At 47.1% G+C, this 255-nt stretch carries 1 protein-coding gene; it reads right to left on the bottom strand.

All coding sequences use genetic code 11. The annotated features are described in order from the left end of the window. Window positions 1-255 (bottom strand): transposase (locus tag KFE26_RS23870; RefSeq protein ID WP_212601935.1); only part of this gene is annotated, 255 nt, incomplete at both ends.

Consider the following 255-nt stretch of genomic DNA (forward strand, 5'->3'; position numbering starts at 1 on the left):
CACTGTGCACCATCTCATTCACCTGTTTTGTGTCATGTACATTCGCTGGGGTCACTTTGGCCGCCACGATTCCGCCTTGATGATTCACAATCAAATGCAGCTTAAAGCCATAGAACCAACCCATGGTGCCTTTACCTCTGCACGCCAGTCCCGCTAAGGTTTTTTGGCGATGAATACGTAGGTTATGACACACTTTGATGCTGGTTAAATCAACAAATTCGATGCCAGTAGGGTCACTCTTAAGGCTGGCAAAGT

It is taken from the genome of Shewanella sp. M16 (genome assembly GCF_018224605.1).
In the GTDB taxonomy this organism is placed as follows: Bacteria; Pseudomonadota; Gammaproteobacteria; order Enterobacterales; family Shewanellaceae; genus Shewanella; species Shewanella oncorhynchi.